We start from the raw sequence: 22,083 nt of genomic DNA, 5'->3' as shown, positions 1-22,083 counted from the left end.
CCATGGTCGCCACAGCCCTCGACCTGCCCGCCGGCAGCCCCGGCGGAAGCGTGGAGCTCTTCCTGGACCTCTACACCGGCAACCGCCCCGGCATCCCGGCCCAAGCGTTCATGCTCGCCCCCGAAGGCGCCACTCCGCACCGCCGACCCGGCCTGGAGCTGCTGTCCGTACGAGGAAAGTGTCTGGACGGCCCCGCCTTCGGCAGATACGTGGCCGAACTCCGTACGGCCCTCCGGCAGGCGATCGACCCGTCCAGGATCGACATCCTGCACCTGCAACACCCCGCCTTCAGAGCAACCCCAGCACTGATGCGGGCCCTGCCGGCCCACGCGAGGATCGCCCTGGTCCACGGCACCGACCTGCTCTTCGCCGAAGGCCACCGCGACCAGCTCCGTGTCCTGCGCGAGACCGCGCGGGCATCCGACGCGATCGTGGTCCCCACCCACGCCATGACCGACCGCCTCCTCAAGCTGGCCCCGAAGATCGACCGCCGGAAGATCGTCCACATCCCCTGGGGAATCCCCGACCACCTCATCACCAGCCCGCCCGCACGAACGACGAGCACCCCGGCGAGCCACCTGCGCCTGCTGTACGCCGGTCGGCTCACGCCCGAGAAGGGCGGCGAAGCCCTCATCAAAAGCCTCGCCCCCGCGCAGGGGATCGAGCTGAGCATCGCCGCGCCGCAGAGCGAATACCAGTCGCTGGCACCCCTGTTCCGGCGAGCCGGCATTCGAGCCCGCTACCTCGGCTGGCTCCGCCGACCACAGCTGTGGAAAACCTTCGCGGACCACGACCTCCTCGTCATGCCGTCCACCACCCTGGAGGCCATGGGCCTGGTCGCCCTCGAAGCCCAGGCGTGCGGACTCCCCGTCCTCTACCAGCCCGTGCCCGGACTGAACGAGGCACTCGGCGCCTCCGCGGCACCCACCGACTTCGGCCGCCCCGGAGCCGTAGCCCGAGACCTCCAGCGCATGCGTACCTCCAGCAGCGTCCTGCCCGCACTGCAGGCAGCAGGTCTCGCCAACGCCCGCCGGTCCCCGCTCTCCTCAACCCAAGCCGCTCTCCACGCGCTCGGCCGCCAAGTGCTCAGCTAGGACGCCGCGTCGAACCATCGGCTGCTGCGGCGGCGTCCCTACCCTGGGCGACGGAGACCCCACGGCAACGAAAAGGGAGACCATGATCGACCGCATTCAAGCCCTGCTGGACGAAGGCGTCCGCAACAAGGTCTACCCCGGTGCGGTCTGGGCCGTGGGGGACTCCACCGGCATCCTCGCCAGCGGCGCCTCGGGCGTCCTCGACCCGGACGAACCAGAACACCGGATGCGCCTGGACACCGTCTTCGACGCCGCCAGCCTCACCAAGATCCTCGCCGTCTGGTCCTCGATCGGGGCGCTGTGGGAGGACGGCCGCCTCGACCTGGACGCCCGGCTGGGCTCGTACTGGCCCGATGTCGCAGAGTACGAGCTCGGGCGGGTCACAGCGCGGCAGTTGCTGACCCACACCGCCGGCGTCCCCCTCCGCGCCCAGCTGAAGAACCAGTACGGCACGGACCACACCAACATCCGCAGAGGCGTCCTGCGCGAACCACTGCACCGGCCACCGGGCGAGGCCGTCGAGTACACCGACCGCGCTGCCCTGATCCTCGGCTTCCTCGCCGAACACCTCTCGGGCATGCCACTGGACCAACTCGCCACCGAACGGACCTGGCGTCCCCTCGGCATGAACACCACCCGCTTCGGCCCGCTCCCCGCAGAACTCGTCGCCCGCAGCGCCCCCACCGAGCTGGACCAAGACACCGACACCCATCTCAAGGGCACCGCCCACGACTTCTCCGCCCGGCTGTTGGGCGGAGTCTGCGGCATCGCTGGGGCCTTCACCGTCGTTGAGGACCTAGCGGGCTTCCTGCGGCACATGCTGGACCCTGCGAGCAGCGGCTGCACCGTCAGCTTCGGTGCCGGCTGGATCGCTCGGTCGCTCACCGTTCAGACCGAGAGTCTCGAACCCGCCCGCGGATTGTGCTGGCACCCTGCCCTCAAGACGGGCGATGGTGACGATGTATGGGTCCACTACGGGTTCACCGGCACCGGCATGTGGATCTCCCCTGCCATCAGCCGTTGGGCCGTCTTCCTCACTAACAAGGTCTACTACACGCGCGACCGGCAGCCCTTGGCCGACATTCGAGATACATTTCGCGAACTGGCATTCACAAGGATCGAGGCATGTTCCTAAGCGAGCGATCCGCACCATGAGCAGTCAGCCAAGCGAGCCCTTCGTGAACACCACGTCGAGAAGGTAAACCACTACCTCGGCACCCGTTCCCCTATGGAGCCTGAGGCCATCAGCCCGCGCTTCAGCTTTGCCGACGCGCGGTCTCAACTTATCCGTCTGCGGACGTAGCCAAAGACTTTCGCGCTTCCTTCAGGTAACGGTCCATCGCCACCCTGATGTCGTGGGCGTAGTCGCCGCCGAAGCCAACCGGTCTACCATCGTCGTGCGTGTCTCCCCCACTCATGTTCCAGAGAACAGCTTCATGATGCAGTTCACTGAAGGCTTTCACAGCCTTGTTGGCAGCGTCGCTGACCGCCTCGGGGCCCTCCAAGCTCACTGCTGCTAGGGCACGTTGCAACACGGGTTGATGTTGGCCAGTCGTATGCTCGATAAACCCTCCATCGACCTCCCCTGCCCCTTCCTCTCGCAACTCGGCAAGCGCGTTGAGAGCTTCCCGGCACGCCAGCAAGAAGTCGCTGTACGTGCGCTTCCGGGTTTCTCTGAGCTGAAGTTGAGCCTCGGATCTCGTCTGCCGCTTGGACTGCTGATACGTAATCCAAGTGCCGACCAGCGAAACGGCACCAGCGATACCGCCCGCAAGCACAGCCGAAGTTCCAGCATCCATGGCACCCCTCCTACGCGACCACTTGGAATGCGGACGTCCCAGAGTCCCAAGACTCTTGTACCAGTGGAAAGGTTGCAAGAGCTCGTAACACGATCTTGCTAAATCGTCCTGGTAGGCCGTTACCGGTGTGCTGATCCGGCTGTTCGTGAGGGTGTGGGTACTCGACCGTGGATCGTGGACGATGAGTTGTGGGCACTGGTCGAGTCGTTGCTGCCGCCGTGGCCGGAGCGGTCTCCGGGGCCGCGTCCGGTGTCGGACCGGCTCTGCCTCCAGGGCATCCTGTTCGTCCTCTAAACGACATAGCCTGGCAACTCCTGCCCCTGGAGCTCTGGTTTGGCTCGAGACAGACCTACTGGCGCCGGCTGGACCGGTGGCAGCAGGCAGGAGTCTTCGACCAGTTGCATCGGGTCCTGCTCGCCGAGCTGAATGCGGCCGGTGAACTCGACTGGTCACGTGCGTGTGTGGACGGTTCCCACATCCGCGCGAAAAAAGGGGGCGCCGACACCGGTCCGTCGCCGGTCAACCGGCGGAAGACAGGCAGCAAACACCACCTGATCTGCGACGGACGCGGCACCCCACTTAGAGTCATCACGACCGCGGCCAACGTCAATGACGTCACCCATACGCCGGCCCGGGTCGACGGCATCCCACCCGTCGCAGGCGACCCGGCCGGCCTCGCCGACGACCAGATGCCCTTCTCGGCGACAAAGGCTACGACTCCAACCCCAACCGCGACGAGCTCCGTCGCCGACGAATCCTGCCCGTCACCTCCCGCAAGGGATCACCCAACGTCAAAGGCATCAGCAAGCTGCGATACGTCGTCGAGCAGACCTTCGCCCTGCTCAAACGACTCGCCGTCCGCTGGGAACGCCGCACCGAACTCCACGACGCCTTCATCTCTCGCCTGCAGCCTCATCTGCTACCGACGCCTCAAGAAGACCCGACCATGATCGTGCTACGAGCTCTTAGCGGGATGATCCATTCGGTCGCCCCAGAAGAGCCTGCTTCTCTTCCTCTGTCATAAAGGTCAGATTGAAGAGGTGCTCGACGGCGGCGTGAAAACTCACCTGGAGCCTGTTAGCCACGAAGGCTACCCCCTCTACCGTGCTAACAGAATCGGGACTTGCCGAGATCGCCTCCTGCAACAATGGGGTAGGCATCAGAAACATTGCGGCGAAAGCATTTGCCCGGCGCTCGATATTCACAGGAGCCCAAGGCCCACTCGCGATCGCTAGACGCTTTCCCCTATCTCGATCATACAACAAGTGACAAAGCTCGTGAGCGATAGAGAATCGGTTCACCCGAACCGAGTTCCCTCGCACATATGAGGAATTCAAGGCGATCGTGGGTACGTGCTGCGGACCGACCAAGCTACAGCCGCGAACATTCACGTCAGCGAGCCGAATAGACTTCTGCTGAATACCAAGAGAATCGACAAATTCCTCGATGTCCACAAAACCGACGGACTCGATTTCATCATGAAGGGTTTCCGCCAACTCGTAACCTTGCTCCCATGCAGGTGAGCGCAAGGAAACAGAGACTCCCTCCGAATACTCCTCCAGAAGGGAGTGAACTTCTCCAGATCCGTCATACTGCTCAATCAATAGAGCAGCTAGGCTCTCGACGTCCGGGGCAGAAATGGTCGGGGAAACACTGCCAAAAAGTAGTGCCGCCTGGCAAGATCCAGTCACCACCAGAGGGGTCTTTCCTTCGATAGTCAAAGCGGCCTGAGCAGCAGGAGAATTACCCAGTGCGCTACGAACTCGTTCCCACGATTCCCCGATCCTTCCCCCGACCTCTTCGGCCACCCCCGGCCCCAGAGAGGGCAGCCGCAAGCCCGCCAGCCAGCTCAATCGGGCACTATTTTCGGCAGGCACCTTCAGTGACGCCAGCGCGGTCTTTACCTTCTGAATTCGAGCGCTGTCCGGGTGTTGTGCGTACAAGTAATCTACTGCCGCAGAAGCAACTTCGAACAAAGGATTTGCGACATCCTTTGGAGGCAAGAGGGCAGCGCCACCACTGAAGCTGAACGCAAAATCGGATTCTGTGCCTGCCAAGGGCTCATCATCCCAGCTGACCTCAACGGTGTCGCGAACTCTACGCAAAACAAGGTTTGGCAGGAGGCCGCCAGCCCGTGCGGACCGGAGTGCGTGGCGCGAGCGCCAGTCGTACCACTCCTCTTCCCAAGCAAGAATTGCTTGCTCAGTCGCAAGTGGCGGCGCGTTTCGGGTTCGATCAAGCGACGTGACGGCCGTCGATTCTAGATTCCTATTTGGCAACCGCTCTTCATGAAGGAGAGGATTCCAAGCATCAGCCAACCACTCAAGGAAAGGAAGTAGATACCAATGCGAGCTTTGAAGGACTTCACCCTGGTCAACATGGGCGCAAATATTTTGTCCGGCAACCCAAATCTGGAGAGCCCCCCAGGAGGAACTCTCTTCAGGTTCAGCCGCACTGCCTCGATCAGGGTCAGGCATAAAAGAAAGACGAATTGCAAACGCATCCGTAGCTCCACTAAAGCGTTCCCACGTTACAGCCACGTTAATTTCGCCTCCTTCTCGCCTGCCGCACTGTCCTACGTTGGACCTTCGCCTCTTCCACCCACTTGGCGACCAGCTTGGGGGGAACTTCGTCCCAACTCACAGGGTAGCCATGCCACAGGTTGCGTATCGCATCATGACACTGAGCCTCGAACGCCCGTGTACCGTCAGTCGCATAGCGCTGGCGTCCCACCTGATCGCTCACCTTCAGCAGCGTTGGGCCGTCCGCATCACGCGGACAGATCGAGCCACGTCGACCGGGCTGTGGCACGGGCTTGTGCTTCCGGTTGGCCTCGTACGTCGGCTCCGCGCGCTGATCTTCGTCAGTCGTTTGCTCGTCCATAGGTCAACCCCCGCCGCCGATCCCTGGCACCTCTCACAGCATGGCAGAGGGCAGGTAAACGTGTGTAGGGCGACGCTGCACAAGCAACACCCTAGGGCAACTTTGCCCCACTACCACACCTTTCTGGCGCCAGATAGACAGCGTGTGGGAGCCAGCGCGAGCTGGTCCACGCCAAAAGCTGAGAGGCAAAGCCAGGACTGCCTGCTTGCCAAGCGGCCCTGTGGGGGGCGGCGTCTGCGCGCCCGCTCCGGAGGTCTGTCCGTCACGGAGCGGGCGCGCACCACCTACACACCACCTATGCACCACTTATGCACCACCTAGGGCGGACAGCCGCGGTCAATCACGGTGATGCCCTCAGACTGTCTGTGTCGCCACAATAGGACCGTCAGGGCAGTGATTAGAGGCTGGAGGATGCAGCTTCCCAGGCTCAGAGCGCGAGCTCGATTCTCGTCACCCGCTCCAGTCATGTCACACGAGAGCCCCCGGCCGGTCAGCCAGGGGCCTTTTCGCTGCGCGGGCCACAGGGCTCACGGCGTGGCCGCCACCCTCGGCGTTGCCAGGGTCGAGGGCTTCCTCCCAGCGGAAGCGGTCCGCGCCGCCACCCGTCTTGGGGCGGTGCGCGCAGCTTCCGCAAACTCTCGGCGTACGCGGGATGGGCAGCCTGGGCGGAGTTCACATAGGGCAGGGCGGCGGTCGGGATGCCGAGGCCGTACGACTAAGGCCCTGCGGGGTAGCGATGACGCCCACGCCCCACCCGGCTTCCTGGGCCGCACCGATCAGCCGGCCCACACCATCAGCGATGCCCGAGCCGCACACGCCGATGTAGAGAAAGGGCTTCTTGGCCTGCTGGTCGGGATACTCGTTCACGCGGGGACTCCCAGTTGACGGCTGAACAAGTGCAGTTCGGGCAGCGTACGGCGACGGTCACGGGCAGCCACGTCCGCGACGAGCTCCCGGATTGCCGGGCGGCGGACGTCCTGGGCCGCGCAGCTCTCGGCGATGCGAAGCGCCTGGTAGCCCTGGTCGAGCCGGCCCTGCTGGCTGTACGCGCGGGCCGTCTCGACCCAGAGAGCAGCCCGTCGCTCGGGGGCGGGAATGTGCCGCCGCATGAGCGGGCGCGCGGCCTCCAGAGCGAGCCCGGCGTCACCGAAGGCCACCGCGGCGCTCACGCCGTGGAGGCTGACGTTCGTCGGGCTGAAGTTGGCCCAGGCATCGGAGTGGTCGAGCGTGGCGAAACGAGAGACCTCCTTGGCCTCCGTGAGGAAGTCGCGGGTGGCCGAGCGGTCACCCGCGCTGCTCGCGGCGGTGACGCCACGCAGCAGACGCAGGCCGAGCGCGGCCAGGTAGCGCGGGGGCCGCTGGTCGTAGGCGCCGGTGAGCTGGTCGGCAGTGTGCCGGACCGGGGTGATGGCTTGGGACGTGTGCTTCTCGCGGGCGAGCAGGTGTGCGTGGACGCGAACGCTGGAAGCCAGGACGACCGGGTCGCCGCTGCGTTCCGCCTCGGCCATCGCGCGCCCGACCGCCACCCACGCGTTGCCCGGATCGCCGAGCTTAAGAAGCAGACTGGCAGAGGTCTGGTAAGCGGTGGCCAGCAGAGCCGTCGCCTCGTCCGAACCAGGCGCCGCGTGACGGAGATCCGTGATCAGAGCGGGGAGAGTTCGCTCCAGATCCGTGTAGTCGCAGGCGTAGAGAAGACGACGAACGTCCGAAACACGTTTGCCGAGTTGGGAGAGGTCTTGCGTCTCGCCCCCTGCCGGAGGGAACGGCCCGGGGAGGAGTGCGTGCACAAGCGCGCCGTAGCCGTGGGACGAGGAAGGTTGCGCTGCGAGCGTGGCCAAGCTGGTGGCAAGGAACGTACGGCGATGCATGTCATCTGTCTCGGCGTGGGAGTCGCTGGCATCGGGAACGTCGGCCAGGCCGACGGAGGATAAGGGGACACCCAACTTCCGTGCGATGGAACGCAATACCTGGGAGTCCTCGGTGCCCTTCCCCTGTTCAAGTCGGCTCACCTTCGACTGGTGATAGCCGAGCGCGGCAGCAACGTCCGTCTGGGACCGCTTGGCGAGCACGCGCGCGGCGGAGCACCTCGCCGAGCCGTCTCGCCACGTCGTGCGCATCGGTCATCTGTGCCACGGCCCCTTTCGGCGCGCCCGATCCTGCCTTCTCAACCGAGCGTAAGTCACCGCGCACTTGGCGGTCATGCAGCTTCTGCATAAGCCATGCGGAGCGGGCAGCCGGGCAATCCCGCTCACCGCCCCGGACGGTTCTCTGATCAGGCCGCACACGACCGGGAGGCACTCCTGTGGAACGCTTCGCTTCAGCTTTTCCGTAGCCGGCACGCCGTACGCCGTCACGGACTCCAGACACCGGGTCGTCGCGGGGGTTCGTGACTGGCGGCTGGATGGGAGGACGTGGCGCTGGTAACCGACCTGCTGACCAACGCCGTGCGTCATGCCGGATTCGGCCCCATCTCGGTGGCCGCGGAGCTGAACGACGGCCGGGTGCGCATCGAGGTCTGCGACTCCAGTCCCGTACTTCCGAAGGCCGGCCTGCCCGGTGCGGATGACGAGAGCGGACGCGGCCTGCTCATCGTCGCGGCGCTGGCCGCCCGCCACGACGTCGAGGCGACCGCCTCCGGGAAGCGGTGCTGGGCCGAGATCACGGTGCCGGCGCCGCCCGCATGTCCCGACGCGGCCGTACACGCCCTGCTTCCAAGGAGATGACCATGCCCCTCACTCAGATCTGTCGTCGGTGCCCTTGATCACCGTGCCGACCAGGTAGAGAACGGCCAGGGCCCAGGTGATCAGGGTGCCGGTGCAGCCGCGTCGGCCCACAGTTTCGTCAGTGCGGGGAACCGCTCCCGCAGGGCGGGCAGTATGACGGCGGCGGCCTGCCGGTAGGTGACGTCGCCTGCGGTCACGTGGATCATCAACAGCAGGCTGAGGGTTTCACGGATCAGTTGCCGGCGCCTGTCGTTCCAGATCGGTGACCTGGGGCGAAGGGGCGGATGTTGGGCATGTTGGAGCGGATCGGGGCTCCGTCATCCGGGTGAGGAGCCTGCGGCACCTAGCCGTTGACGCCAAAGACCGGCGGTCGTACCGTCGCCGGGCAGAGATGTGACCATCGTTCATGAACGAGGACATGGGGTGGGGTCGTGGGGCAGCGCAGGGTCGTGGTGTCGGGTGGCGGTACGGGGATCGGGCGGGCGGTGGCCGAGGTCTTCGCGGCGGACGGCGACCACGTCGTCCTCATCGGCCGGCGCGAGGAGCCCCTGGAGAAGGCCGCCGGAGAGCTCGACGCCGCGCATGGCGCGGGAACGGCCTCCTGGGTCGCCGCCGATCTGAGCGATCCCGGCCAGGCCCGCAGAGCCGTGGAGTTCTGCACCGCGGGCGGCGCGCAGGTCGACGTGATCGTCGCCAACGCCGGTGGCAACGTCGCACCGGCCCACGACGGCACCCTCGAAGGCGTCGCGGACAGCTTCCGCCGCAACTTCGAGGCCAACGTGCTCACCGCCGTGCTGCTCACCGAAGGATTGCTGCCGCACCTCACCCGGCCCGGCGGCCGGATCATCCAGATGTCGTCCATCGCCGCGCTGCGCGGCCCCGGTTCGTACGGCGGCTCCAAGGCCACCGTCAACGCCTACACCGTCGACCTGGCGCAGAAGCTCGGCCCGCAGGGCATCACCGTGAACGCGGTCGCTCCAGGCTTTGTCGCCGACACCGAGTTCTTCGGCGACCGGGCCACGCCCGAGTTCGTCGCCGCCCGGGCCAAGCAGTCGCTGACGGGCCAGGCGGGCCGCCCCTCGGACATCGCCGCCGCGGTGCACTATGTGGCGTCGCCTGAAGCGGCGTTCATGACGGCGCAGATCGTGCATGTGAACGGGGGAGCAGCACTGGGGCGGTGATGGCCCGTCATTGGTTCGCAGCCGTCCCGCGCGCGACCGGCCCGACTCCACACTCGTTGCGCCGGCATGGGGATCTCTCCCAAATGGCCTGCGGGCAGGAGTCGTACGAGGACCGCCGCGAGGCGGCCTGAACCACCCTCCACATGACGGAGCCGAACCGGGGCCGTTCGCGGGGGAGGACTAAACCGCGCCGTTGGGTGGCACGGTCCGGCCATGAGGATGATCAACGTGGTGGCGGCTGCGGTCGCCGGCAGTTGTCTTGTGGTCGCGCCGGCGGCCGAGGCGTCGGCGGTGCGGCACTGGGACAAGAGGGTGAAGTGCCAGCGGGCGGATCCGGAGGGGCGCGTCATCCCCACGCGTTACGGCAACGGCGAGCTCGGCCGGAACCACTTCTCCGGCAAGCACAACATCAAGAAGTGCCGGGTGGTCGACGCAGCCTTGGCCGGAAGGGTGGACAGGAAGAGTGGAGGGAGAATCAAGTACTACGGAGTCGCCCGAAACGGTACCAAGCTGGTAAATATCGTTGTCGTTGTCCAGTACGCCCGCCGCACTGCCGACGGCAAGTACGACGCTGGTACGGGTAAGAAGGTCAAGCTTGCCCCCGTCTAGGGCCGTCTCCAGTTCCTTGGCAAGGGCTGCATTCGCCCATACCCTGCCCGAGGCATCGGTCACCTGCAGCGCCGGGCGACGCCGCAGGTCGGCGATGATGGTCCGCAGGTACGGCTCAGTTCCCTGCTTGACCAAAAAGCCTTCGGCCGGGCCAACACCTTAGGCTTTGTGTACACGCTCGGCGTTGGCGAGCCCTACTGAAGCCTTTCAGTCCCTGGCGACGCCATCGAGTTCATTGATCTTGGGAAGGGTCTCGCTACGCCCCAGTTCGTCACGGCCGAACCTCGTCTCAGAGGTGGCGGCCGGAAGATTGTTCTTCGAAATCCAAGACCCGTCGCCATCCCTCGCCCGGACCGGCAATTCGATGTCATCGATCTTGGTCTTGACGCTGAGGCGATGCCCGTCAGACCGGCAGTACTGGTTGAACCACGTTTTGTCGGGATCATTGGCCTTCTGTACGAACTCGTCCTGCTTTAAAGCCGCCGGGTCCGTGACCGCCCAGCGGATTGTGAGCGCCACCCGCTCCCGGTGCGTCGGAGTGGGGACCACCGGAACCGGGGGCGTCCGGATGGAAGCCGCTCGTGTATGGGTTGTCCGGCCGGGAGGCCGGAGGCAGGTCGCCGTGGTCGCCACGGGGCTGGTTGAAGTCGTTGCCGGGCATTCCGTTGCGGACGTGACCACCGGGGGCGACGTGATCACCGCTCCGCCCGTCGCCGCGTCATGGACGACGATGTCCGCCCAGGCTGTCGGCACGTCCCCCGGCCCGCCACTCTGATGGAATTCGTACAGGTCATGGCGTCGACAGGCCGCAAGGCACGGGGTGTGCAGTTCGAACGCCGCCCAGGCGCCTGGGCCCGCTCTCGTCAATCTACTGAATCAGCAGTCCGGTTGATCCACCTGCGTGAACGGAACCTCGCCCCCGCAAGGGCGCTAGCGTGGCCGACCCGGCCGGCCCGGAGTCCCCGGGCGGGCGAAGACAGGGAGAGGAGCGTCGGTCCCATGCGCGTATCCGTCATCGGTTGCGGTCACCTGGGCATCCCGCACGCCGCCGCCATGGCCGAGATCGGCCACGAGGTCATCGGCGTGGACCTGGACCAGGCGAAGATCGACCGCCTCAACGCGGGCGAGAGCCCCATCTACGAGGAGGGCCTGCCCGAACTCCTCGCCACGCACACCGCCTCGGGGCGGCTGCGGTTCACGACCAGCCTGGCCGAGGCGGCCGAGTTCGCCGACGTCCACTTCCTCGCGGTGGGCACGCCCATCGACGCGGACGGGCGCAGCTACGACACCGGGCAGGTCTTCGGCGTGGCCCGGGCCCTCGCCCCGCACCTGACCCGCCCGACCGTCGTCATCGGCAAGTCCACGGTCACCGTGGGCACCGCGCGCGACCTCGGCGCCCTCCTGGCCCGGCTCTCCCCCGCCGGTGAGGACGTGGAGGTCGTCTGGAACCCCGAGTTCCTCCGCGAAGGTCACGCCATCGACGACACCCTGCGGCCCGACCGGATCGTCGTCGGCGTCCCCTCCGCCCGGGCGGAGGACGTCGTACGGCAGGTCTACGCGCCGCTCCTGGCGAACAGCATTCCGCTGTTCGTGACCGACCCCGCCACCGCCGAGCTCCTCAAGGGTGCCGCCAACGCGTACCTCGGCATGAAGATCTCCTTCATCAACGGCGTCGCCGACATGTGCGACGCGGCGGGGGCCGACGTCCAGCAGCTGATCGAGGCCATCGGCGTCGACCCGCGCATCGGCCGCGGTGGTCTGAACGCCGGTCCCGGCTACGGCGGCGGCTGTCTGCCCAAGGACGTCCGTGCCTTCACCGCCTCCGCCCGCGCGCTGGGAGCTACCGAGGCCGCGACCATGCTGCGCGCGGCGGAGGAGGTCAACGAGTCCCGGCCCGCCGCCGCGCTGAAGCTCATCGAGCAGACCCTCGGCCGACCGGTCGACGGCGTACGCGTCACCGTCTGGGGAGCCTCCTTCAAGGCCGGCACCAACGACGTCCGCGAATCACCCGCCCTCGCCGTCGCCGCCCTCATGCACCAGCGCGGCGCCACCGTCACCGTCCACGACCCGCACGCCAACCCCACCGCACTGCACCGCAACCCCGAACTCGACTACGCCGACACCCTCGACACCTCCGTCCACGGCGCCGAACTCATCGTCCTGGCCACCGAATGGCCCCACTTCCGCGAGGCCGACCCCAAGGCCCTCGCCCCACTGGTCGCGGACCCGGTCCTCGTCGACCTCCGCAACCTCATCGACGCCGACGCCTGGCGCATGGCCGGATGGACCGTACGCCAGCTCGGACGACCCGCACAGGAATAACCGAACCCATCAAGTCGGCGGTCCGACACTGAACCGCGACGCAGCGCCGGGCCGCTCACTCACGCGGGCAGAGAACGACGCGTAGTCGGCCAGGTGCGCTCCGCCGGAAACTCCGTGTCCGTACGGTGCGAGTCGTCCTAGCCTGAGTCCATGAGCGAGGACGAGTGGGCAGGAGTGCGGGAGCGGGTGCTCCGACTCGGTGAACTTCCGGGCGCGGGCGATGTTTTCGGGGCGCGGGGGCATGGCTTCGACCTCGGGCCGGTCATGAGCGAGGAAGAACTCCGGTCGCTGGAGGCGGACTTGGGCGTCGGCCTACCCGCGCAGTACCGCAGCTTCCTCCTCCACGTGGCACGAGGGGGCGCGGGCCCCTACTACGGCCTGATGACCCCGGGCTCGGCCGACGGCGGGTGGCGGTGGAGCGGTACCGGGCTCGCCTACCCCGCGCAGCCGACCACCGCCGAGTTCGCCGGACGGCCCTTCGTGGCCGAGGCGCTGGCGGGTGAGCTCGCCGCCCTGGAGGCGCGGGAGCCCAAGAGGGATTCGTACGCGGACGACGAGGAGTTCGGTCCCGCGTACTCGGCCTGGGACGCACGCTGGGAGGAGCTGCACGACGCGCAGGAGGCGGGCGCGGTGTTCCTCAGCGAGCAAGGATGTGGCTACGCCTCGCTCATGGTCATGACGGGTCCGCACCGAGGGGCCGTCTGGGATGACCTGAGACCGATGGACCGCGGGATCGTGCCTACGGGGCAGGACTTCGCGCAGTGGTATCGAAGCTGGCTCGAAGACACCGAGCAGCGGCTCGGAGCCAGGGTGGGCTGAGCACCAGGCGTTCCTGCGGGGGCCACGAAGCGCACTGGCCCGCCGTACTGCCGACGGCGAGCCCGGTGCCCCCGCCCGAGCCCGCCCAAGCCCGCCCGCCCGAGCCCGCCCGCCCCACGGCCCACGGCCGGCGGCCGGCGGCCGGGAGCTTCTTCGTGCCCGTCGGTCCGTATCAGGGGCTGGCACCCTGCCGACGCCCCCGCCGTACGAACCGACGCCCGTGGCACGGCATCATGCGGGCATGGTCACCATTCATCTGAAGTACGAGATCGACGCTGAGAAGCTGGAGGACTTCGAGGAGTACGGGCGCCGCTGGGTCCGGCTCGTCAACCGGTTCGGCGGGACGCATCACGGCTACTTCCTGCCGAGTGAAGGCGACAGCGACATCGCCTACGCGTTGTTCTCCTTCCCCAGCCTGGCCGCGTACGAGCAGTACCGCACGGACAGCATGTCCGACCCGGAGTGCCGGCAAGCGTTCGAACTGGCTCGTGAGACCCGCTGCATCAAGCGCTACGAGCGCCGGTTCCTGAGGCCGCTGGACGGCCTGTCCTAAGAGGTGTCCGAGCGGTCGAAGCCCCCACCCCGTCGGGGCCGACCCCTCGCCGTCGCGGACGGTCGGCTGCTCCTCCGGCGGGGCTACCGGAACAGCCGACCGTCCGTACCTCTCCGAGGCGGGCGGACCGCCCGAGCTGCCGGATCCGCAGGCCGTCCCGACCGGTCCTCGTGCTCGGTGCGGGAAATGGCGCAGCCCGCCACCGTTCCTCGGAACCGATGCCGCTGGGACAGAAACCGGACATGTCCAGCATCATTTCAAGATTGCCTCGGCCCTAGTGTCATCGGTGAAAGCAGGAAGCACCGCAACCGAATCGCCGCTGGAGATCATGATGCGTTCGCGCCTCGCCGCCCGTTCCACTCGTCTCTTCCTCGCCGCCGCAGCCGTGGCCGCTCTCGCCGCCACTTCCACCGCATGCAGCCCCGACGACGCCGAGGGCGCCGCCAGTTCCGCGGCTTCCTCCGCCGAAGGCGCCGGCCCCTCCTCCGGCGCGAGCGACCCCGCCGACGCGACCGGCACCAGCGGTTCCGGCACCGACGCGTCCGATTCCAGCGGCTCGGGCTCCAGCGGCTCGGGCTCGTCGAGCGACACCGGTGGCAAGGCCACTGCCTCCGGCGACGGCGAGGGCGCCGGCGACAAGAGCGGCTACGGGCAGTCCTGCGGCACCAACGACCTGGACTTCACGGTCACCGCGAAGTCCCAGGCCGGCGGCTACTACCTCGTCACCGCCAAGGCCAAGTCCGGTATCACCTGCTATCTGGACGTCAACACTCCCAGCGTGTCCTTCGGCTCCGGCGCGGACGGTGTCGCGTCCCCTGTCGGGCAGGGCGGCGAAGACCCCATCAAGCTCTCCGGATCGGCTGTCGCGTACACCGGTATCAACCCGAAGACCACCGACGGCGAGGGCGGCAAGGAGTTCGAGAACGTCATCATCGCCACCACCGACGACGATCCGGACCCCGCCGAACTGGCGCTCCCCGACACCGCCACCGTCGACAAGCCGATCGTCACCAACTGGTCCACCGACCCCACCGAGACCGTCCCCGTCATCGTCTGACGAAGTCGGCGTACGGCCCGGTCGAGGGACGTCCGAGGCCGCAGGCACCACGGATTCCCGAGCGCGGACGGCACGCCCGCCTCTCCTGACGTGGACAGCACGTCCGCCTCTCCTGACGCGCTCCATGAAAGCCCCGGGCCACCCGTCCCGGGGCTTCTTCGGTCCATGGCGGGGCCACCCCGAAGGGCCCTCCCCCGTCACCGCCCGCGTTCGGCCACCCCTTTCACGGCCTCGGGAACAGCCACCACCGCCCGTACGGTTGCACCGGGGTAGGGCCGACACCGTGCGGGTCGGGAGAACGGGGACCACGGGGTCCTCCACCCGCCCGGGCCCCGGCCCATGAGCGTGGTGCGTGCCCCACGCATGCGAACCGCGACCGACATCTGCAGAAGGACTGTTCCATGACCGACCGGCCCCTGACCCTCATGGCGGTGCACGCGCACCCCGACGACGAAGCGACCAGCACCGGAGGGGTCCTCGCGCGGTATGCGGCGGAGGGAATCCGTACGGTGCTCGTGACCTGTACCGACGGCGGTTGCGGGGACGGGCCCGGGGGCGTCAAGCCGGGCGATCCGGGGCACGACCCGGCGGCGGTCGCCTCGCTGCGCCGCCAGGAGCTGGAGGCGAGCCGCGACGTGCTGAAGATCAGCGATCTGGAGACGCTGGACTACGCCGACTCCGGGATGGTCGGGTGGCCGAGCAACGACGCCCCCGGTTCCTTCTGGCGGACCCCCGTGGCGGAGGGCGCCGCACGGCTCGCGGACCTCATGCGGCACTACCGGCCGGACGTGGTCGTCACCTACGACGAGAACGGCTTCTACGGCCACCCCGACCACATCCAGGCCCACCGCATCACCATGGCCGCGCTGGAGATGACCGAGCTGACACCGAAGGTGTACTGGACGACGATGCCGCGCTCGGCAATGCAGCGGTTCGGGGAGACCATGCGCGAGTTCGGGGAGGACATGCCGGAGCCGGACCCCGCCGAGGAAGCCGCGATGGCCGAGATCGGCCTCCCGGACGAGGAGATCACCACCTGGGTGAACACCACCGCGTTCAGCGGCCAGAAGTTCGACTCACTGGCCGCGCATGCCAGTCAGGGCGAGAACATCTTCTTCCTCAGGATGGGCAAGGAGAAGTTCGCCGACCTGATGGGCGTGGAGACCTTCGTACGCGTCAAGGACGCCACCGGCGCGGCCTTGCCCGAGACCGACCTCTTCGCCGGTCTGCGCTGACCCGCCCGTCCGGCCCCGCGGCGCCGGGGGAAACCGCCGGCCCGGGGGAAACCGCCGGGCCCGGGGAAACCGCCAGGCCGGGGAAACCGCCAGGCCGGGGGCCCGGGGCGCCGTCACCGGCCCCCGCGTTCCCCGGTCCGGCGGGATGCCGAAGAATGTGCACATGGCTGATGCTGGACAGTTCCGCGAAGGGCTCACCGCACGGGCGGCACGATTCGACCGGGCGGAAGCGCGACGGACCGCCGGCCTGGCGGAAGAGGAGAGGCAGAAGGCACACGCCGCGTTTCCGCTGGGAGGCTGGGAAGACCTCGACCTGCGCCGGTACGCGTGGGAGCCCGCGAGCCTCGCTGAGGAAGAGTCCTCCTTCTGCCGGCTGATGGAGTACGGCACCGACCACGTCGGCCATATCCGCGGTGGGAGCTCGGCGAAGCACATCGTGTACCGGCTCCGCTCGGGCCGATGGCGCGTCCTGCCCAGCGGACTGCGCGGGCTCGGTGCGGATGCGGCCTGGGGCAGGGTGCGCTCCGAGTTCGTGCGGGCCTTCGGTGCCGCGTCCAGGAGCGACTACAAAGCCCTGGAAGATCTGGATTTGCTGTCCTACGGCCAGGCGCTGACCACCAAGGCACTGGCTGTCTACTTCCCGGAGGATTTCCTGCCCGTATTCTCCGCAGCGCACATCCGGTACTTCACCGAGTTGCTGGGCGGCAAAGCGCGTGCGCACTCCTCCGGTGTCCACATGTGGCGGGCCAATCGGGAGCTGCTCGAACTCCTCGCTGAATACCGGGAATTCGATGGATGGAGCCCGCACGAGAAGGTGGCCTTCCTGTACCACTTCCACGATCCGCGCCCGAAAGACCGGGTGATCTGGAAGATCGCGCCCGGGAAGCAGGCGGAACTCTGGGACGACTCCTTCCAGCACCGTCGCATCCGGATCGCCTGGGACGAGGTCGGCAGCCTGGGGCAGTACGAGAGCGACCAGGAGCTCAAGGCCACGCTGGACCAGAACTGGCCGCAAAGTACCGGCGGAAATCTGCGGCTCGCCCGGCAGATGCTGGCCTTCCGCGATCTGGAGCGCGGCGACCGGATCGTCGCGAACCGCGGAAAGTCGCAGGTGCTGGCCGTGGGCACCGTGGAACTCGGTTACGAGTACAAGGCCGGCCTGCCGACTCACTGCCACACGGTGGGCGTGCGCTGGGACACCTCCTTCGCCCAGAGTTTCGAGACCCCCCGGCACGCCTGGCAGCAGACGCTCGCCAAGGTGCCCGCCCCCCTGGTGCGGGAGATCTGGCAGGAGCGGACCCGCGGCGCCGCGGTCGAAACTCCGAACCCGGCGAGTGCGAAGGGGAAGGCCGACGAGACCGGCGCCCCGGAGAGCGACTCGGCGGAGGAAGCCGTAGCGCTCGCCCATGAGTTCCCCGATGACGTGAAGACCGTACGGGCCCTGCTGAAGCACAAGGGGCAGGTCATACTCCAGGGACCTCCCGGCACCGGGAAGACCCGGCTGGCCCTCAACGTCGCCCTGGCCCTCGCCGGGCGGGAGGAGCTGATCGAGGCGACTCCGGCGGAGCGGGCCGCTGTCCTCGCGGAGCTGTCCGCGCTGCCCGAGATCGTGCCCGGGGAAAAGTCGGCGCGCGCCGCACGGCTCACGATGGTGACCTTCCATCCGTCCTACGGGTACGAGGACTTCGTCGAGGGCTTCAGGCCCGACACGGCGACGACCGGAGCCGGGCTCCATCTGCAGCTGAAGGACGGGGTCTTCCTCCGCGTCTGTGACACCGCGGTGAAGTCCCCGGGCGAGACCTTCCTGCTCATCGTCGACGAGATGAACCGAGGTGATCTCCCGCGCATTCTCGGCGAGTTGATCACCCTCCTGGAGCCGAACATGCGGGGTTCGGTCTCCATCACCCTGCCGACCAGCGGCCGTCAGCTGACCGTCCCGCCGAACGTCCACATCATCGGCACCATGAACTCCGCCGACCGGAGCGTGAGCCACATCGACTCCGCGATCCGACGCAGGTTCGCGTTCCACAGCGTGCCGCCGGATCTGGACGCTCTGGACGGGGAGGTGGAAGGGCTCGGGCTGGCCTCCCTGCTGGAGGGGCTGAACGAGCGCCTCGACGAACATTTCGGCCCGGACCATCTGCTCGGCCAGTCGTTCCTCTTGGCGGAAGACCGTCCGCTCGCCACCGTCGAGCAGCTCCACCACGCCTTCCACAACGACATCGTGCCGCTCGTGACGGACTACTGCCTCGGCCGTCCTGTGATGCTGCAGAACATCCTGGGCGAGCTGGTGGACGACGCGGGCCGGATCGTCCAGACGAATCCGCAGGACCTTCCGGGAGTGCTGGCCAAGGAGTTCGTCACCGCCGAAACCGCCGACGAGGGCGGCACCCCGGCAGTGTCCACCGGGCCCGGGGAGTAGCCGGATGCCACACGGAGCCGCGCAGAGGGAGGTGACGCTCGACGAGTACGAAGGCACAAGCGTGCCGAAGTCCGATCTCAGCTCCGCCGACCTGCAAAGGCTGCGCTCACTCAAAGCAGTTGGCGTGACGAAGGGACCGAACACCTATCTCCTCACCGCGCGGACGCGCGTCGGCGTTCTGGAGCTCAGCCGCATCCGGCTGATCCTCCGCCCCAAACTGCCGATCGCGGGGAACCGGCTGATCGACTGGCTCTCGTACGCCAATGGACAGGACAGCACCGTCGACGAGGAGTTGCGCAACTGGCCCATCGGCAAAGACGGTTACGCGGCTCTAGTGCCGGCAGCCCTGCTGCACGAGTGCCGTCTGCTGGTGCGTCGCGGCCTGCGCCGTGAGTACGTGCCCCGGCAGCGCGTGGACACCGCGCTACGGGGACGGCTGAACGTCGAAGCACAGGCCACCAGGTGTTTCGGCGCGATCGACCGGCTGCATGTCAGGACCTTCGAGTACGAGGACGGGGGCTGGGAGAACCTCGTGTGCGCAAGCGCCCTGGTCGCTGCGGCACGAAAGGTGACCGAACCACGCCTGAGACATCAACTGGATTCCTTGGCAAGCGACTTCCCGGATCCCCTTGCGCCCCGGGAGGCACTACGCCTGCTCGCCCGCGCATCGTACAACGCGCTCAACGACCATTACCGGCCCGCCCACGCCTGGGCGCGCATGCTGCTGGGCGGCGGCGGGCCCAACGATCTGCTGGACCCGTACGGCTTCGAAGCGCAGGGGCTGCTGCTCAAGCTGGACGACCTCTGGGAGAGCGTGGTCCGGCGGATGGCGGTGGATGCGGCGACCGCGGCGGGCGGCCGGTGGGCGCAGGCCGAGGGCGACCGGATCTGGACTCACGGGAGACACCCGAAGCCCAAGAGCAAGGACGACCCTCCGTATTTCCGGCCCGACGTCCTGCTGTCCTTCACCTCGCCCGGGACGTCACCCGCGCCTTCCCCGTACCTGGCCGTGGACGCGAAGTACAAGAACTACGCGAAGAAGAACGTTTCCGTCGAAGACCGCCATCAGCTCCTCACCTACATCGCCGGCTACACGGACCCGACGAATCCTCTCGCCCTGCTGGTCCACCCCAATCCGGAAGGGGAGTCCACCCACCGGCTGGACTTTCCGGGACCGCGCGGGCTGGTGGGCCGCATCCTGGTGCTCGGCCTAGACACCCGCGCCGAACCGAAAACCGCGGCGGAACCGCTACGGAAGGCGATAGTCGACTTCGCCGCGCACGTCTCCGACCTCCAGGCCCGGGAGCAAGGGCAGGGGCAGTAGCAGCCCGGGGGACGGTGACCGTTCGGCCGCCTCCGCGCCCCCCGGGGGGCGTATGCCATTGGACAGGCCCTTGTTCGCCCGCGCGTCGCCCGGCACCGGGATCTGATCCGCCGGCCGTGAACCGTCGGCGGCGGACGCGGCGAGCGCCGCCGTGCCGTCCCGAGCCCCGCCACCGGGTGGGCTTGCGCCCGGTGGCGGGGCTCGGAGGCTCCGGACCAGTCAGTCAGCCAGGCAGGCAGATCGGCTCAGGTCAGATCGGGTCAGATCGTCGGCGTGTCGTCGACGATCTCCTTGTGCGGCTCGACGATGAACTTCCAGCCCTCGCTGGGCTCCAGGAACCGCACGCGGGTGGGGTAGATGTCCAGGGCACGCCGGTCGCGGTTCTGGCCGTTGGCGCCCTTCCGCGCCCGGGCCGGCTCCTCGTACAGGTCGACCTTGACGTCCGGCACCGCGACGACTTCCTCGCTCCAGCGCTGGACGACGCCCGCGCCGAACGCTTCCCGGGCGGAGGAGTAGAGGGCGTCCAGGGACTCCTTGTTCCCGGCGGGTACGAAGAGGGCGAGGTTCAGCAGGACACCGGCGCTCTGCAGGACCTCGATCGCCTCCCCCGCCTCGTCGGCGATCCAGATACCGCCCTCGTCAGCGTTCTCCGGGAGGACGTGAACCTCCTCGCCGAAGACCGTCTTCGCGACGAAGGACCCGCCTTCGAAGTCCTTGCCCGGCGCCGTGAGGAAAGCCGGGGCGTAGCAGTCGAGAGGAAGACCATCCACCCCTGCCGGAACAAAAATACTGTCCTGGATTCCCAAGCCTGAAATCTCGTCGGCCGTAAGACGTCGAGCCGTTACCTTCTCGGTGTTCACGCCATTCCCCTTTTACTCGCGGGCGCTCAGTGAATTCATTAATACTCTACCACGACAATGATCAACTAGGGTTCGTTTCACCTCACTTCGAGCAGGTGAGGGTGGTTCGATTCCCGCCCGCACCGAAGCGTCGAAAGGGCTCCGCATTTACGGAACATGGCATCGCCCATTCGGGACGGACCACCCACACCGGCGCAGTTCTCCGTAACCGAACTCCAGCGGGAATTCGATGGCCGGCTGACCGGACAATTCGGGGGTATCCCAGAATTCGCGATGCGGCACCCACGCCGCGCCGAGAGCTTCCCGCGCCGCCGGGAAGGGAACCGGAGGCGGGACGCCGCGGACCCGGCGGAACTCTGGCCTCACGTCTCCGGTGGCAATAGCCTGGCGACCATGTGGGGGCGGAGATCGTCGTGGCAACGGCACGGGACGTCTCTCGCCGTGCGGCGTCGTCGACTCGACCGGCTCGCGCGCCGGACACGGCGAAGGCTGCCGCCCTCCCCGGCGGAGCCTCGGTCCGCCCGCCGCCGCATGCGGCTGGGGCTGGGGATCGTGGGCGCGGCATGGGCGGTGGTGGTCCTCGTCGACGCGGGGCTGGTCCGGGCCCAGGTGCTGCATGGGACGGACACCTGGATCGCCACCGGAGCCGGACTCGTCGCCGGGGTGCTGGCTCATGAGATCTGGTTCGGAGGCTGGGGCACACCGCACGTCGCCACCGTCGACGGGCGGCCGCTTCTGTCCGCCCGGACGCTCACCGGCGTCCGCACGATCGAGCTGGACGCTCTGAGCAGTGTCCGCCGGTTCTCCGCGTTCAACCGATCCGGCGGGACGCTGGACGAGTTGCACCTAAGGGATCGGTACGGGCTGCGCTTGACGATCGGCCACGACACGCGGGCGGAGGTCGCCGTACGCCGCGCCGTCGTGAGGGCGGATGCCCGACCGTCCGGCGCACAGGTCGAGGTGACCCGGCATGCACGTGGCCGACTGGGGCTGAATCCACAGTCGGCCGTGCCCGGTTCCGTGCATGCGCTCTTCGGTGTAGGGCTCTCGCTCGCGGTGCTTCTGCTGCCCGCACTGGGCAGCTACACCGTCGCCTGCTTCCTGGCGTGCCTCGTCTCCCGGCGAGGCTGTACTGTCGTAAATCTGCCTGGCCCCGCCGCGACTTCGAGTCCTGGGGCCGGCGGCGACTCTCCAGCGAAACC

The 22,083-nt window shown here is 67.7% G+C and carries 19 protein-coding genes and 3 pseudogenes; 14 read left to right on the top strand and 8 right to left on the bottom strand.

Annotated features, from left to right (window positions below):
- Positions 1-2 precede the first annotated feature (2 nt).
- Both ACWD3D_RS06285 and ACWD3D_RS06280 read left to right on the top strand, forming a co-directional pair.
- A complete protein-coding gene (locus ACWD3D_RS06285) occupies positions 3-1,094 on the top strand; it encodes a glycosyltransferase family 4 protein (RefSeq protein WP_451459769.1) in 1,092 nt (363 codons plus the stop codon).
- Positions 1,095-1,176: 82 nt separating this feature from the next.
- The gene (locus ACWD3D_RS06280) at positions 1,177-2,229 is read left to right on the top strand and encodes a serine hydrolase domain-containing protein (protein WP_451459752.1); all 1,053 of its coding nucleotides are present in this window, start codon (positions 1,177-1,179) and stop codon (positions 2,227-2,229) included.
- Positions 2,230-2,377: 148 nt separating this feature from the next.
- Here the strand turns inward: ACWD3D_RS06280 and ACWD3D_RS06275 are convergent, their stop codons facing one another.
- Positions 2,378-2,893, bottom strand: coding sequence for a hypothetical protein (locus tag ACWD3D_RS06275; RefSeq protein WP_451459751.1), 516 nt, complete (start codon positions 2,891-2,893; stop codon positions 2,378-2,380).
- Positions 2,894-3,046: 153 nt separating this feature from the next.
- Between ACWD3D_RS06275 and ACWD3D_RS06270 the strand changes: the two are divergent.
- A pseudogene (locus tag ACWD3D_RS06270) lies at positions 3,047-3,843 on the top strand (IS5 family transposase).
- A gap of 15 nt (positions 3,844-3,858) precedes the next feature.
- Here the strand turns inward: ACWD3D_RS06270 and ACWD3D_RS06265 are convergent.
- The 4 genes and pseudogenes from ACWD3D_RS06265 to ACWD3D_RS06250 form a co-directional block, all read right to left on the bottom strand.
- The gene (locus ACWD3D_RS06265; protein WP_451459750.1) at positions 3,859-5,433 is read right to left on the bottom strand and encodes an ImmA/IrrE family metallo-endopeptidase; all 1,575 of its coding nucleotides are present in this window, start codon (positions 5,431-5,433) and stop codon (positions 3,859-3,861) included.
- Between the two features lie 811 nt (positions 5,434-6,244).
- Positions 6,245-6,643, bottom strand: a pseudogene (locus ACWD3D_RS06260) (hypothetical protein).
- Positions 6,640-7,563: a heavy metal transporter CzcB gene (locus ACWD3D_RS06255; protein ID WP_451459772.1), complete on the bottom strand. Its 924-nt coding sequence runs from the start codon at positions 7,561-7,563 to the stop codon at positions 6,640-6,642. Before ACWD3D_RS06255 ends, ACWD3D_RS06260 begins: the two are co-directional and overlap by 4 nt.
- Before the next feature lie 198 nt (positions 7,564-7,761).
- Positions 7,762-7,893: pseudogene (locus tag ACWD3D_RS06250) on the bottom strand (helix-turn-helix domain-containing protein); the annotation flags it as partial.
- Positions 7,894-8,187: 294 nt separating this feature from the next.
- Between ACWD3D_RS06250 and ACWD3D_RS06245 the strand changes: the two are divergent.
- A complete protein-coding gene (locus tag ACWD3D_RS06245) occupies positions 8,188-8,499 on the top strand; it encodes an ATP-binding protein (RefSeq protein WP_451459749.1) in 312 nt (103 codons plus the stop codon).
- Positions 8,500-8,579: 80 nt separating this feature from the next.
- Here the strand turns inward: ACWD3D_RS06245 and ACWD3D_RS06240 are convergent, their stop codons facing one another.
- A complete protein-coding gene (locus tag ACWD3D_RS06240; protein ID WP_451459748.1) occupies positions 8,580-8,705 on the bottom strand; it encodes a hypothetical protein in 126 nt (41 codons plus the stop codon).
- A 225-nt stretch (positions 8,706-8,930) separates the two neighbouring features.
- Between ACWD3D_RS06240 and ACWD3D_RS06235 the strand changes: the two genes are divergently transcribed.
- Positions 8,931-9,680 carry an SDR family NAD(P)-dependent oxidoreductase gene (locus tag ACWD3D_RS06235; RefSeq protein ID WP_451459747.1) on the top strand — a complete coding sequence of 250 codons (750 nt, stop codon included), beginning with the start codon at positions 8,931-8,933 and terminating at the stop codon, positions 9,678-9,680.
- A gap of 213 nt (positions 9,681-9,893) precedes the next feature.
- Positions 9,894-10,289: a hypothetical protein gene (locus tag ACWD3D_RS06230; RefSeq protein ID WP_451459746.1), complete on the top strand. Its 396-nt coding sequence runs from the start codon at positions 9,894-9,896 to the stop codon at positions 10,287-10,289.
- A gap of 207 nt (positions 10,290-10,496) precedes the next feature.
- Here the strand turns inward: ACWD3D_RS06230 and ACWD3D_RS06225 are convergent, their stop codons facing one another.
- The gene (locus ACWD3D_RS06225) at positions 10,497-10,808 is read right to left on the bottom strand and encodes a hypothetical protein (protein WP_451459745.1); all 312 of its coding nucleotides are present in this window, start codon (positions 10,806-10,808) and stop codon (positions 10,497-10,499) included.
- Positions 10,809-11,288: 480 nt separating this feature from the next.
- Between ACWD3D_RS06225 and ACWD3D_RS06220 the strand changes: the two genes are divergently transcribed.
- The 7 genes from ACWD3D_RS06220 (at position 11,289) to ACWD3D_RS06190 (ending at position 20,021) form a co-directional block, all read left to right on the top strand.
- The gene (locus tag ACWD3D_RS06220) at positions 11,289-12,611 is read left to right on the top strand and encodes a UDP-glucose dehydrogenase family protein (RefSeq protein ID WP_451459744.1); all 1,323 of its coding nucleotides are present in this window, start codon (positions 11,289-11,291) and stop codon (positions 12,609-12,611) included.
- Between the two features lie 150 nt (positions 12,612-12,761).
- Positions 12,762-13,430, top strand: a complete 669-nt coding sequence (locus ACWD3D_RS06215; RefSeq protein ID WP_451459743.1) for an SMI1/KNR4 family protein — start codon at positions 12,762-12,764, stop codon at positions 13,428-13,430.
- Positions 13,431-13,671: 241 nt separating this feature from the next.
- Positions 13,672-13,983 carry an NIPSNAP family protein gene (locus ACWD3D_RS06210; RefSeq protein WP_387371154.1) on the top strand — a complete coding sequence of 104 codons (312 nt, stop codon included), beginning with the start codon at positions 13,672-13,674 and terminating at the stop codon, positions 13,981-13,983.
- A 331-nt stretch (positions 13,984-14,314) separates the two neighbouring features.
- Positions 14,315-15,040 (top strand): hypothetical protein, encoded by a 726-nt coding sequence (locus tag ACWD3D_RS06205; RefSeq protein WP_451459768.1) that lies wholly within the window; start codon positions 14,315-14,317, stop codon positions 15,038-15,040.
- Between the two features lie 401 nt (positions 15,041-15,441).
- The gene (locus tag ACWD3D_RS06200) at positions 15,442-16,275 is read left to right on the top strand and encodes a PIG-L family deacetylase (protein ID WP_451459742.1); all 834 of its coding nucleotides are present in this window, start codon (positions 15,442-15,444) and stop codon (positions 16,273-16,275) included.
- Positions 16,276-16,438: 163 nt separating this feature from the next.
- On the top strand, positions 16,439-18,697 hold the full coding sequence (locus ACWD3D_RS06195) for an McrB family protein (protein WP_451459741.1): 2,259 nt from the start codon (positions 16,439-16,441) through the stop codon (positions 18,695-18,697).
- Positions 18,698-18,821: 124 nt separating this feature from the next.
- Positions 18,822-20,021 (top strand): 5-methylcytosine restriction system specificity protein McrC, encoded by a 1,200-nt coding sequence (locus ACWD3D_RS06190; RefSeq protein ID WP_451459740.1) that lies wholly within the window; start codon positions 18,822-18,824, stop codon positions 20,019-20,021.
- 260 nt (positions 20,022-20,281) lie between these two features.
- Here ACWD3D_RS06190 and ACWD3D_RS06185 read toward each other — a convergent pair whose 3' ends face one another.
- The gene (locus ACWD3D_RS06185) at positions 20,282-20,881 is read right to left on the bottom strand and encodes a hypothetical protein (protein WP_451459739.1); all 600 of its coding nucleotides are present in this window, start codon (positions 20,879-20,881) and stop codon (positions 20,282-20,284) included.
- Positions 20,882-21,412: 531 nt separating this feature from the next.
- On the opposite strand from ACWD3D_RS06185, the gene ACWD3D_RS06180 reads away from it, so the two are divergent.
- Positions 21,413-22,083, top strand: a 671-nt coding sequence (locus tag ACWD3D_RS06180; protein WP_451459738.1) for a hypothetical protein, incomplete at its 3' end; no start/stop codon positions are given.

Source organism: Streptomyces sp. NPDC002690, assembly GCF_053592415.1.
This window is presented reverse-complemented; position numbering and strand designations above follow the sequence as displayed.

Excerpts from the sequence above, each read along its gene's own strand:
- ACWD3D_RS06285 (WP_451459769.1), top strand. The coding sequence starts at position 3 with ATGGTCGCCACAGCCCTCGACCTGCCCGCCGGCAGCCCCGGCGGAAGC.
- ACWD3D_RS06280 (WP_451459752.1), top strand. The coding sequence starts at position 1,177 with ATGATCGACCGCATTCAAGCCCTGCTGGACGAAGGCGTCCGCAACAAG.
- ACWD3D_RS06275 (WP_451459751.1), bottom strand. The coding sequence starts at position 2,893 with ATGGATGCTGGAACTTCGGCTGTGCTTGCGGGCGGTATCGCTGGTGCC.
- ACWD3D_RS06240 (WP_451459748.1), bottom strand. The coding sequence starts at position 8,705 with ATGATCCACGTGACCGCAGGCGACGTCACCTACCGGCAGGCCGCCGCC.
- ACWD3D_RS06230 (WP_451459746.1), top strand. The coding sequence starts at position 9,894 with ATGAGGATGATCAACGTGGTGGCGGCTGCGGTCGCCGGCAGTTGTCTT.
- ACWD3D_RS06220 (WP_451459744.1), top strand. The coding sequence starts at position 11,289 with ATGCGCGTATCCGTCATCGGTTGCGGTCACCTGGGCATCCCGCACGCC.
- ACWD3D_RS06215 (WP_451459743.1), top strand. The coding sequence starts at position 12,762 with ATGAGCGAGGACGAGTGGGCAGGAGTGCGGGAGCGGGTGCTCCGACTC.
- ACWD3D_RS06210 (WP_387371154.1), top strand. The coding sequence starts at position 13,672 with ATGGTCACCATTCATCTGAAGTACGAGATCGACGCTGAGAAGCTGGAG.
- ACWD3D_RS06205 (WP_451459768.1), top strand. The coding sequence starts at position 14,315 with ATGCGTTCGCGCCTCGCCGCCCGTTCCACTCGTCTCTTCCTCGCCGCC.
- ACWD3D_RS06200 (WP_451459742.1), top strand. The coding sequence starts at position 15,442 with ATGACCGACCGGCCCCTGACCCTCATGGCGGTGCACGCGCACCCCGAC.
- ACWD3D_RS06195 (WP_451459741.1), top strand. The coding sequence starts at position 16,439 with ATGGCTGATGCTGGACAGTTCCGCGAAGGGCTCACCGCACGGGCGGCA.